Here is a 12,104-nt window from a genome sequence, read left to right as displayed (position 1 = left end):
ACTATAAAAATCTACCTTACCAGGTAGTCAGGGATTGGCAGCGGTGACTGTTACATGGATCAAGGCTTATTCATCATTACGCGGCATGGAAGCTTTAGTAGTCGCTGATATTGTCTTCACTCTGACTTGGTTTGAATGCGCCCAGTTTAGCCATATTGCTTGGTGGGTACTCAGTCTTTGGGCGGGTGAAGAATCAAAAGGGTATCGGTATAACAAAATATCACAGCGCTGTCCCAATAGGCAATTATATGACTGGGGCGAGCGTCGGAATTATTATAGTTGTGAAATTATCATGCGATCGCTACTCTTTTTCCTACGTCGTGCCTTATTTTTCGCCTCAACTGTGGCTGTTTGCCTCAACGGCACTGATGCTGGCGCTGCCGACCGGATTGTGCTAAAATACGGCTTCTTACAAAACTCGATTTCTGTGAGGGAATTATCGACCTTAGCCGAAACTGGCAAAGTGTCTGATTCGCTAGAAACTTCTTTAAACCGCTTACAGCAAAATCCTCAAGATATCCGCCGCACTCTTACCCAACCCGTCAATGTCAATCCCATCTTATTAGATCGGGTGCTAAACAGTCCCGCAGGCGATCTTATACTCGATCAAATTAGTCAAGTTGTTAGCACTAGCTCGAATCGAGCAAACCGACAAGCATTGCGCTCCGCCTTAGTGCTTTCTGCTACCAGAGACGGACAGATATCGCTGATAGAACTGATCGCGACTGTCCCCACCTTCTTACAAGGTGGGGAAGGATAGCGGAATTTTTGAGGGTTTCGATACCCCTCAAAAATTCAATCACTCTTGCGGAGAATCCTGAGACTTGATATAGGCTTTAATTTTTTCGATGGGCGCACCTCCTGTAGAGGCAACATAATAAGATCCAGACCACAAAACAGGATTTTTATAAAACTTGCTCAACTGTTCTTCAAACTCATTTCTGATGATGCGACTAGATGCGCTTTTCAGGCTGCCTGTGAAAGCTGAGATATTGTTATCCGGATGTAAGTTTATCAATAAGTGTACCTGGTCTGATTCACCGTTAAACTCTATCAGTTGACACTTGGTCTTAACGCAAACATGAGCCAAAATTTCTCTCATGCGGTCTAGGACTTGAGCTGTCAATACCTTACGCCTATACTTGGTAACAAACACGAATTGCAGGTGAATCCTAAAAACAGAGTGATAGCCTTTACGGGCAGAGGAAGACAAAAGCCTATACCTGGTTGCTAGGATAAGTATATCAAAGGAGGTGAGTTTTGTGGTTGTCAGGCGAGTAACTTTTCGACTTTATCCCAAGCCACCAGCGGTTAAAAAGCTGTTGTGGGCAAGGAAAATGCATCAATTGCTTTACGCAGCAATTTACAACCGTAAAATTCTGTTGCGAAAGTTTGGTCACTCAGTTTCATACTTAGAACAACAAAACTCACTTCCTGCTTTCAAACAAGTTTGGCCTGAGTATAAACAACTCGGGCAAGCACACCTTGCAGGCGACTTTGAAACGGGTTGACTTAGCTTACCAATCCTTTTTTAAAGGACTAAGGGGCAAGCCTAAATTCAAGTCAATTCGGCACAGTGGATGGAGTTATCCAGACAATCAATCTTGTCAGGTTCATACAACAGGTGACAATGGCTACTTAGAACTCACCGACCTTAAGCTGTTAATCCAGATGAGGGGCAAGGCAAGGACTTGGGGAACGCCCACTACTTGCACGATTGTTTATCGCAATGGGATCTGGTACGCATCAATTACAGTTGAGTGTGTCCCAGTTAGAGAAACGGGTGTAGGTGCAGTTGGGCTAGATTTTGGCACCTATCACGCTGTTGCCATGAGCGATGGAACGTTGATAGAAAATCCCAGGTTTCTCGCCAAAAGTCAGGAAAAAGTCAAGGAAGCATCTAAGGGGAAACGCCGAAAAAGAGCGCCTAATTTTAGGAAAAAAGTCAAGGCGTCAAAGCGGTGGAAAAAGGCAACCAAGCGGGTATCAAAATTCCAGCGCCAGGTCGCAAACCAAAGACAAGATTGGACTCACAAAGTGGCGACACAAATAGTTAGCAGTAATAGCATGGTCGTGACGGAGGAACTCAACCTCAAAGGGATGACTCGCAAGGCGAAAAAGGGTAGTAAGAGGAAGGCGCATGCATACGGGACTTAATCGCTCAATGTTGGACGTTGGAATTGGGAATCTCACCAAGGCTATCGAGTACAAATTGCAAGAAGCTGGTGGATTTTTGGTCAAGGTTCCAACCAAGAAAGTCAAGCCTTCCCAGACTTGCCCGAATTGCGGTCATCAACGCAAAAAAGACCTGTCCCTCCGCGTGCATAATTGCTCGGAGTGCGGCTATACCGATGACAGAGATGTAGCTGCTGCAAAAGTAATGCTGTCATGGGCGTTAGGAACTAGCGGACACGGGTCGTGGAGAGGAAATCCCTGCTTCTAGTCCCCAGCACACGGGAGGTTGGAAGCAAATTTCCTCTATGAGACGACAGAAACCCAACGTGAGCGCGTTAGCAACGTTGGGTAGTTCATGTAATTGAAAATTATCCCTCTCCAGAGGTACAAGTTGACGCCAAGCGGTTGGCAGACGCCTATCTTCAACTGCAACGCTTAAGGGATAGCGTGCAAGCAATTCAAGACATCTGGGAAAATTTAAATTTGTGATTTTAAATTTTATCGGACTTACGGACGCCAGGCGAGAAACCGGGTTTCTCAGTGGAGCAACCCGGTTTCTTTTCTCGTTTATCCGACTTACAAACCCGAGGCGAGAAACCCGGTTTCTTTTCTCGTCGTGGGTAAGTCCTGAAATTAAACAATTGCATCAACAGTCAGTATTCTTTACCAGAAAACCTGGCAATTGTCAAATGATTGCTGACAACAAAGCAATTTTTAGTAAGCCAAAGTCTCCAGGGTGTCGCGCAAATATCGCCGTACCCGGTAATCTAAGCTACAATCTTCTGTCTCATCGACGCCGCGTTCCAGTTCCCAGCGCTGAAAACCAGAACTCGATGCGATCGCTATTTTCAAACTATCCCAAATTTGGGTATCATCCATTAATTGAGCTTCCGGTGCAGCAGAATAATTTGCCATAAGTACCCCAGAAAATTTAACTAGAGGAAGTCGAACCAGAATCTTCCATTGCCGACTCACTCTCCTTGCGAATTTGGTGCAGTCTCAACGGAAGTGAAAGGCCAAATACTATTGACCTGAAAGCCAGGAGTTGTAAAATCCTGATGGATCTTTTCTCCAGGATAAGCTTCTGTCTGAGAAAATGTTGAATCGCTTGTTACCAAAACGCCACAAACGCTCAGCGGCACTTGCAGGAATAGATTGCTCAACAGAAATGCGATTGCTGCCACCAACAACCCTGCACCTCGCCATCCCGGTGCAAATCGCGCCAGCGCTGGGACGCTAGGGGCTAGACTGTAGATTTGCCACAAAACCCAACCCAACAAAATCGCTCCTATCACAGCCATTACTTTATTGCCAGTTTTTTTAAACAAACTTAATATTTGTGTTTGCTGGCTTGTCAATTGCTCTGGCTTGAGGGCGAATATTAAAACGCTAAAAATGTTAAACGGACGCATCAGTTGCATCCACAGCACGGGAACAATCCCCACGGCTGCCACTAAAAAAATCTCCATCCACACCGGCAGCAACGGCTCACCACTTGCCAATCCCAACAGGCAAACTCCCAGGCACAGCGGTAAAACCGCTATCCCAGCCAAGTGAATCCACAAAAAAGGTTCAGACCAAAAAGAGCGCATAGCGATTTTAGATTTTAGATTTTAGATTTTAGATTGCAGATTCAATCTGCAATCTAAAATCTGCAATCTGCAATTCCCTAATTAGGTGTAAGTGTCCGGCGCTTGGTGACCATCTTGAACGATTCGATGATGTCTCCTTCAATCCAATCGTTGAATTTGTCAATGCCGATACCGCATTCAAATCCAGCGTTGACTTCTTTGGCATCATCTTTCATCCGCTTGAGCGAATCCAAGTTGCCTTCGTAGATTACCTGACCGCCACGGCGCACGCGCACTTTGCTGTTGCGAACCACCTTGCCGGATTGCACGTAGCAACCCGCAACCGCACCGCGTCCCACGGGGAAGACGGCACGCACTTCGGCAGTCCCCAAGGCTTCTTCCACCAGTTCTGGTTCGAGCAAGCCTTCCATTGCGCCTTGGATGTCTTCCAGCAGTTTGTAGATGATGTTGTATTCGCGTACATCTACACCCGCCTGATCGGCGGCTTGCCGCGCCCCACTCGCCAGGGTCGTGCTAAACCCAACGATCACGGCGTTACTAGCTGCTGCCAAGTCCACGTCGGTTTGGGTAATCTCACCCGGTGCAGCCAGCAGTACGCGGATTTGCACCTGATTTTGCGGTAACTGTTGCAGGGCTGCCAGAATTGCTTCCAGAGAGCCTTGCACGTCTGCTTTCAACACCAAGTTGAGTTCTTTGAGTTCTCCTTCTTGAGCTTGAGCCGACAGGGTTGTCAGGCTGACGCCTCGTCTCAAGCGAGTTTGCCGCTGCTGTTCCGCACGCCCTTCGGCTAAAGCCCGGGCTTCCCCTGCATCAGCGAATACCTCGAACTCATCCCCTGCGGCGGGTACATCGGAAAGTCCCAACACTTCCACGGCGAAAGACGGCGTTGCGGCTTCCACCCGCTTACCCCGGTCGTCGATCATTGCCCGCACCTTACCAAAGGTGGAGCCTGCGACCAGGATATCGCCCACGTGGAGCGTACCGTTTTGTACCAGCAGGGTGGCAACCGGGCCTCTCGACTTATCGAGGTTGGCTTCAATCACCGTTCCCTTAGCCGCACGATCTGGGTTAGCCGATAGTTCTCCTATTTCGGCTACCAACAGAATCATTTCTAGCAGTGTATCCAGATTTTCCCTGGTGATGGCACTCACGGGCACCATAATCGTGTCGCCGCCCCATTCTTCCGGTACCAGGCTATATTCTGTTAATTCTTGCTTGACACGTTCTGGTTGGGCGTCCGGCTTATCGATTTTGTTGATTGCCACCACAATCGGCACTTCTGCTGCCTTGGCGTGGCTGATGGCTTCAACTGTTTGGGGTTGCACGCCGTCATCTGCTGCTACCACCAAAATGGCTATGTCGGTCACTCGCGCCCCGCGCGCCCGCATGGCTGTGAAGGCTTCGTGACCGGGCGTATCCAGGAACACCACTTGCTGCATTTCGCCATTGTGTTCCACGTCCACGTGGTACGCACCGATGTGCTGCGTAATACCACCTGCTTCCCCTGCCGCCACCTTGGTTTCCCGGATAGCATCGAGCAAGCTGGTTTTGCCGTGGTCTACGTGACCCATAATCGTGACCACGGGTGGACGGTGCTGCAGGTATTCCAGGTCTTCCGCGTCGAGCATTTCGGTGCCTTTAGTAGCTTCGGCTTCTTTTTGAGCCGTTTCTACTGGCACGCCCATCTCCGTCGCCACCATTGTAATCGTTGGCACATCCAGGTTTTGAGTCAGGTTAACGGCTATTCCCTTCATAAACAGCCGCTTGATGATTTCGGTATCTGGGATAGCTAGTTCTTGTGCTAGTTCCTGAACCGTCATGCTTCCGGTTAACACCAGCTTGTCGGGACGTTTGGGTGGGACTTCTTCGCGCTTGCCAAAGCCAGATTGATTTGAGCGCTCGCGACTGGTCGCAGCCTTTTTAGTTTTAGCCATTGCCGGAGACGCCACCGTTGCTGCGGGTGCAGCAGTTGCAGTCCGTCCTTTTGGCTTGGGTGGACGAGCGATGGAAAGGCTGACCTGAACTCCTGCTGGCAGGACGTTGAGATCGAGTTCATCAAGCACATCCTCGTCCTCATCGAGAATGGTTTGCGACCGCCCGCCGCGTTTCGACTTAGCCGCCTTAGCCGCCTTGGGCGACTCTTCTTCAACTTCTTCTTCCCAGTTTTTGTTTTTCTTAGGCGGACGCAGCGCCGTGGGTCGCTTCAGTTCCAGTTCTGTTATGGGAGGGGGAGTCAGGGTTTCTGATTCGTCGGGTGGGGGTAAAGCTTCTTCTGCTACTTTCCCTACCTTTCGCCTCTCGCCGCCCTTGGGTGGTGTCAGCACAACCGCTGGTTTGGGTCGCTGAAGTTCCGGTACCGATGGACTCGGTCTAGTCGGTTTTTCACTGCCGACGGTTGCTGATTTTTCCCCTGGCTTTTGGGGTGTTGTTACTGGTTTGCTGGGCTTTTTGAGTAAAACGGCTGGATCGGTAGAAGAGCTTTGCTTGTTAGGTCGATTGGGTGCCGTGGCTGCTGGTTTCGACGGTGGTTCGACGAGTTTTGGTTTTTCTGGCCTAGCCGGTGGGGATGGAGGGACGACAGCCTGTGGTTTTTCAGGCTTCTCGGGTTTTTCAGGTTTTTCAACCTTGGGAGCTTCAGTTTTTTCTGCGGCTGGGGTTGGGGGTTGGACTGGTCGAACAGGGTTGTTCGATTCGGGGCGAACGGGTCGCTTGGGTGCAGTTGGCTTCATCTGCGAGGAAACAAGCTGTACAGACTCAACTGGTTTCGTTTCTACTGGTGGTCTGGGGGGGACGGCAACAGTTGCCCCCGACGGTTTCGGGCTTGCGCTGATAGGTGTTTGGTGTTGTCTTATTTCCAAAATTTGCTGCTGTTTTTTAGGTGCTACAGGCCGAGGGCCGGACGCGATCGCTGGAGAGCTTGGTTTCACGTTAGCTGATACTGACTTGCCCGAAGCAGCCGGTTCGGGTGTATATTTTTCTGCGGCTGCTCGAATGCGTTCGACATCAGCTTCCCCAATTGTGCTGCTATGACTTTTGACTGGAATTCGCAGCTGGTCGCAAATAGCAAGGATATCTTTATTTTCCAAATTCAATTCCCGTGATAACTCGTAAATTCTGACTTTGCCGTTGTTCATCCACGCTTACCCCTTGTGTCCTACCAGTGGTCGCTCCATGACCTGCTGTTTTAACTGGATCTACATCATCCTCATGCTGCCTCCTTTGTGGGAGTTGAGATTGCTTGGTGCAACGGATACTACAACAAAAGTTTTAGCCGCCTTGCTAATGAAGCTCACCTTTTGAGCAAGCGGGTCAGTTGAGACAAGGTTTTGGCTGCTGTTATTATGATGTCGCACCAACTTTTAAGCAACTGCGGACGATCGCACTTTACCTATTTACTATTGTGGCACTGACCCGCCTGGATGGGGTGCTGACCCCAAATCCAGTTTCTATTTCCTCCTCAATCGCTTCAGGTGGATGGGGTTGGATTGGCTCCATCTGGCTGGGTGGATAAGCGTTGCCATAGCTTCTGGTAGATTTCTGGGGGTACAGGGGCTTTGAGCGCCCGTCCCAGTCGATCTTTTTTTTGTGCTGCCAACAGGCAACGTGAGTCTCGACAAAGGTACGCCGAACGTCCCATGCCTTGATCTAATAGTACCTGCCCAGATGGGTAAGCTCTGACCAAGCGCCAAAAATCTTCTTTGGGTGCTACTTGGCGGCAACTCACACAACGCCGGAAGTTAGGTTTCATCAGATTCTTCACTCAGATCTGCAGAGTCTTCTCGCTCCCAATCGGCAAGAGAGGAGGTTGACACTCTGTCTGAATCGAAGTCTTCTGCATCGGTAGCGCCTTTTTGGGCAACCTGACTGGCTATTTCGGCGGCTATTTTTTGCTCTTCGGCGGCGGCGTCGTACTTGGCTGCATCTTTGATGTCTATTTTCCACCCCGTCAGGCGGGCGGCGAGGCGGACGTTTTGTCCTTCTTTCCCAATTGCCAAGCTGAGCTGGTCTTCTGTGACTAAAACGTGGGCTTGACGGCCTTCTGGATTGACCAAACGTACCTGTTCGACTCTAGCAGGACTGAGGGCGTTGGCAATGTAGGTAGCTGGATCGGGGGACCACCGAATTACGTCGATTTTTTCTCCCCGCAATTCGTTGACTACGACTTGAATGCGGGAACCCCGCGCTCCGATACAAGCACCCACCGGATCCACATCGCGTTCCAGGGTGTCTACGGCGATTTTAGTCCGCGGCCCCAAATAACGGGAGGGTGGGTTGGCTTCCCGCGCTACGGCGACTATCCGCACGACTTCATCTTCAATTTCTGGGACTTCGTTGCTGAACAGTTCGACGACTAATCCGGCGGCGCCTCTGGAAACGAGCAGTTGGGGTCCCCGCTGCGGGCCTTCGCGCACTTTTTTCAGATAAATCTTAAACTTGGCATTGGCGCGATAGTTATCGTTGGGTAATTGTTCGCGCTTGGGTAATTCAGCTTCAACTTCTGGCTGATTCAAGCCGCTGGTAACAGCCATGATGACGGATTGCCGCTCAAACCGCAGCACCCGAGCTTCCAAGACGCTTCCTTCCAGATCTTGGAATTCTTCTTGAATCATTTTGCGCTGCTGGTCGCGCAGTTTTTGCGACAGTACCTGTTTGGTTTGAATCGCCGCCATGCGACCAAATTCCCCTTGGTCGGGTGTAATGTCTAAGACAACCGTATCGCCTACTTGGGCTTCAGCGGCGACTAATTGAACTTCGTCGAGGCCAATTTCCTGGTCGGTGTTGCTGACTTTTTCGACGATGGTTTTGGTGGCGAGGATGCGAAAGCCTTCTTCGTCTACATTTAGTTCGACTTCTAAATTATCGAAGTAGTTGTCGTCATAATGGCGCTTTTCTAGGTTTTGGGTGCGCCGGTAGCGTTCGTATCCTTTTAAGAGAGCTTCTCGCAACGCTGCTTGGACGGCATGTCTGGGTAAATTTCGTTCGCGACTGATGCTGTCGATCAGGTCTTTAAGTCCTGGTAAACTAACCATTGTCATAGGCACAAACCTCCTTTTGTTATTACTCAGTTGTCAGTTTTCAGTTTTGAGTAGTTGTTTCGCGGCTGTTGGCAATAGTAAATACAACCACCGGATTTAGCTGCTCTGCCTCGATTGGCACAATTGCCAACAGTCCCTATCCCCTGACGGCTGACTGTTAGCTTTGTTCTTCTAGTTGCACCCTGGTAATCAAGGAGCGGGGAATCGCGATCGATCGACCTTTTTGATTGATATAAACCGCTTCTTCGTCCCGTTTTAGCAGTTTCCCTTGCCAGGATTTTTTACCTTCGTAGGGTTCAGTCGTCTCGATCAGAACGGGAAATCCTTTGAAAGATATAAACTCTCGGTCTGAACTCAGGTGGCGCGAAATTCCCGGACTTGAGATCTCCAGGATATACGCATCGGGGATAATATCTGTGGCATCGAGCGCGGCTTCTAAGGCTCGACTCATCCGCTCGCAGTCATCCAAACTCGTATCTTGTTCGGGGTTGCGGATGTCCACGCGCAGGACTGGCGGTGATTGATTTGTCTGAAATACAGCTCCTACCACCTCCAATCCTAAACCTTCGGCAACGGCGGTTGCCAAGTCAATAATTTGTGGTATCAGAGGATGAGCCATTGTCCTGTTACAATGTTTAATTTACGAAACAACTGCAATAAAAAAAGTGGGCTACACCCACTTCCTTTCCCAGAAACTTGACACTCCCCCACCTAAACGATTGGGGATTGTGAAGTACCTACCACCATACCTTTGACATCCTCTCCTGCCTGAAGTGAGGATATTCCTCACCTCAAACATTTAGGTTCCCAAGCTAATCGCTGCCCGTTCGATTTGCTCCTACTTAGGTCTTACACGATTATGTCCCAACCGAGAACACTAGAATATCACTTGCTATCTAGACTCCCACTTATGGTTGGATCTCTGAGCCTTTTCTCCATTTCCGAAGAGATTTGCGTATGCCCTACGCTATCTGGATTACTCCAAATTGTTTTTTCTCAGATCGTTCAGTCTGGATCTTGACTTACTGCACTGTTTAACGAGTTATCGTTGCTCGTGGTCAAATCTATTTTCCCACCTGTCTTGTGGCACTGTTTGCGCCATATTTTTCGGGCAAGTTTTGGCGGATATCCTACCTGAAACCAACTAAATTATAGCAGAAGTTGTGGATAAAGTCGTCCTAGAAGGACGAGGCTTTAGACCCAATTTTTTGGCGATCCCAACCTAACTATCCTATTTTAGCAGGCATTGACGGCGAATAAATTCGCCGCGTCGGGTTTGCGCTGCGGGTTAAAAAGCAAAGGCTACCACCGCTTTGTCTATCCTAACCTACCCACGATAGGCCAGATCGGTTTTGACCAGGGGACGCTGTTCGGATTGCCACCCAAAAGGGCAGCAGGCGCGAGCGCGACTCAAACGAGTTTTGAAGGGGTAATTCGCTTTTCTTCGTCGGCATGGGCGCTCTGACGCAGTTTGAGAGTCTGTTCTAGGACTGCTTCTACGTCTTCTTGAGATAAGCGCTCGACGTAATTAATTTTAATTTCTTCGAGCATGTCTACAAGCAGGCTTTGCAGTCGGTCTAGGGTATGTTGGTTTTTGGCTTCCGATGCGATCGCTTCCCCTAAGTGTTGTACCAGTTGCGCGGTTAGTTTAGCACTCACTGGGTCTTCTACGCCCCCTTTGAGAGCTTCGTAAAGTGCTTGGGATATCTCCGTAACTAATTTATCGGTTAGCTGCGTCGGGACGCTGCCTAAACCCGGTATACCTTGTAAACTGCGGTAAGCGGGCAAGTTGCTGAGGATGCTTTCGATATTGTGGCGCAGGATGGCTTCGATATCGGGCTGGATTTTGGGGACTATGCGGTAGACGACGAGTTTGGTGAGGATGTCGGCGATCGCTTCGACTTCGTTAGTATTGTTGAGATCGATGTAAGGCCGATTTTCCGATTGCGTCAACCACCGGGATATTTCACCCCGTTTAATTGACCCCTGCATTTGGTCTATTACTTGAACAACTACAACTTCGGTGATTTCTTCGGCGAAATTGGCAACTACCCCCCGGTTGATTTGATCGCGTATCCGTTCCAGGTTGATTAATTTTGCGTCGTCAAGGCGTATCATTACCGGGATAACTCGCAGCAATCCCATCCAGGGTTGTACCCAGTAAATCGGTAAGATTAAGAATAGGTCATACCAGCGCCACAGCATGGCATCTGTCCATTTGACGCCTGTATAGCGGCGGCTGATATATAAGGTACGCGCTAAAAATTCTAAGCCAAACAAGAGGGCAAACCACTGGTCGATTCTCCAAAAGAAGAGGTCAACAAATTCGCTGTTTTCCCCGAGCTGACGAAAATAGTTAGTTTCGATTAAAGGACGGATTTGGTTGTTAAAAAATTCGAGTTCCTGTTGCGTCCCAAACTTCGAGAAATGATCTTGAGTCCAAAATATTCTGAAAGACTGGCGGGCGGATTCTCGGTCGAGGCGATCGCGCATCCGATTTTTAATTTTTTCCAGGATGCCGCTTTTGTTCGCTATCTGAAACGGATTTGTATCGATCATTTCGCTGCTTTGGCGACGCAGTTCTTGCAGCGTTTGTTCTACCTGGGGCGACTGCAAGGCATTGGGTGCTTTCAACTGTGCTTGTAACCGATCTACTGTTTTAAGATATGCTTGTGTTTCTCGATAAGGTTCGATGCCTTTGAGCGGATCGTACCATTTTGTAATGGGAGGCAGGGGAATTTGTATTTTTAAGTCCAAAACCTGTAGGGTGCGGTGTAGCCAGAAGTCGCGCAGTGGTATGTAACTTAGGTCAAATAGTAGCAAACCTAAGTTAGCGGTGGCTGCGATCGCCATCAATCTTTCAAACCACAGGTTCCGACGCGCCAGGGAATTTCTTCTGGCTAGTTTTTGTAGCGATGACATGATTGAGTGGGGAATTTTTTTCTGAAAGTGCGCCAAATACAGACTACAAGATATGTTGAGGATCTTCCGCAGCTGCATCGGTGATGTAATCTTGGTTTAAAAAAGCTCACCCCCCCAACCCCTGTTTAGAGCGGTTTTCCATTGGGTGCGATGCAGTTGGTTTTTGGGGCACGGCGTTCTCCAACCTTCGAGTTAGGGGCAAAGTCTATTGATGTTCCCTACCAGGATCGTTGACGGGATGGAAAACGCCTATTTTGGGGCACGGCGTCCTAAAACCTTCGAGTTAAAGGCAAAGTCTATTGATGCCCTTGGTTTTTGGGGCAGGGCGTCCTAAAACCTTCGAGTTAGGGGCAAAGTCTATGGATGCCCTTGGTTGTTG

9 protein-coding genes and 1 pseudogene are annotated in these 12,104 nt (G+C 49.2%); 2 read left to right on the top strand and 8 right to left on the bottom strand.

What is annotated here, in order from left to right; genetic code table 11:
- Positions 1-43: 43 nt before the first annotated feature.
- Positions 44-760 carry an alpha/beta hydrolase gene (locus tag MiSe_RS19620; protein WP_226583978.1) on the top strand — a complete coding sequence of 239 codons (717 nt, stop codon included), beginning with the start codon at positions 44-46 and terminating at the stop codon, positions 758-760.
- 39 nt (positions 761-799) lie between these two features.
- Here the strand turns inward: MiSe_RS19620 and tnpA are convergent, their stop codons facing one another.
- A complete protein-coding gene (gene tnpA / locus MiSe_RS19615; RefSeq protein ID WP_226583975.1) occupies positions 800-1,213 on the bottom strand; it encodes an IS200/IS605 family transposase in 414 nt (137 codons plus the stop codon).
- A gap of 49 nt (positions 1,214-1,262) precedes the next feature.
- Here tnpA and MiSe_RS53875 point away from each other — a divergent pair.
- Positions 1,263-2,540 (top strand): annotated as a pseudogene (locus MiSe_RS53875) (RNA-guided endonuclease InsQ/TnpB family protein).
- Between the two features lie 349 nt (positions 2,541-2,889).
- Here the strand turns inward: MiSe_RS53875 and MiSe_RS19605 are convergent.
- The 7 genes from MiSe_RS19605 to MiSe_RS19575 form a co-directional block, all read right to left on the bottom strand.
- A complete protein-coding gene (locus tag MiSe_RS19605; RefSeq protein WP_226583972.1) occupies positions 2,890-3,090 on the bottom strand; it encodes a hypothetical protein in 201 nt (66 codons plus the stop codon).
- A gap of 56 nt (positions 3,091-3,146) precedes the next feature.
- Positions 3,147-3,767 (bottom strand): low-complexity tail membrane protein, encoded by a 621-nt coding sequence (locus tag MiSe_RS19600; RefSeq protein WP_226583969.1) that lies wholly within the window; start codon positions 3,765-3,767, stop codon positions 3,147-3,149.
- Between the two features lie 77 nt (positions 3,768-3,844).
- The gene (gene infB / locus MiSe_RS19595; protein WP_226583966.1) at positions 3,845-6,901 is read right to left on the bottom strand and encodes a translation initiation factor IF-2; all 3,057 of its coding nucleotides are present in this window, start codon (positions 6,899-6,901) and stop codon (positions 3,845-3,847) included.
- Between the two features lie 332 nt (positions 6,902-7,233).
- The gene (locus tag MiSe_RS19590; protein ID WP_226583963.1) at positions 7,234-7,515 is read right to left on the bottom strand and encodes a YlxR family protein; all 282 of its coding nucleotides are present in this window, start codon (positions 7,513-7,515) and stop codon (positions 7,234-7,236) included.
- Entirely contained in the window at positions 7,505-8,803 is a 1,299-nt protein-coding gene (nusA, locus tag MiSe_RS19585; protein ID WP_226583960.1) for a transcription termination factor NusA, read from the bottom strand. Before nusA ends, MiSe_RS19590 begins: the two co-directional genes overlap by 11 nt.
- A 157-nt stretch (positions 8,804-8,960) precedes the next feature.
- Positions 8,961-9,422 carry a ribosome maturation factor RimP gene (gene rimP, locus MiSe_RS19580; protein WP_226583957.1) on the bottom strand — a complete coding sequence of 154 codons (462 nt, stop codon included), beginning with the start codon at positions 9,420-9,422 and terminating at the stop codon, positions 8,961-8,963.
- A 791-nt stretch (positions 9,423-10,213) separates the two neighbouring features.
- Positions 10,214-11,725 carry a DUF445 domain-containing protein gene (locus tag MiSe_RS19575; protein ID WP_226583954.1) on the bottom strand — a complete coding sequence of 504 codons (1,512 nt, stop codon included), beginning with the start codon at positions 11,723-11,725 and terminating at the stop codon, positions 10,214-10,216.
- Positions 11,726-12,104 lie beyond the last annotated feature (379 nt).

This window comes from Microseira wollei NIES-4236 (genome assembly GCF_020521235.1).
Lineage (GTDB): Bacteria > Cyanobacteriota > Cyanobacteriia > Cyanobacteriales > Aerosakkonemataceae > Microseira > Microseira wollei.
This window is presented reverse-complemented; position numbering and strand designations above follow the sequence as displayed.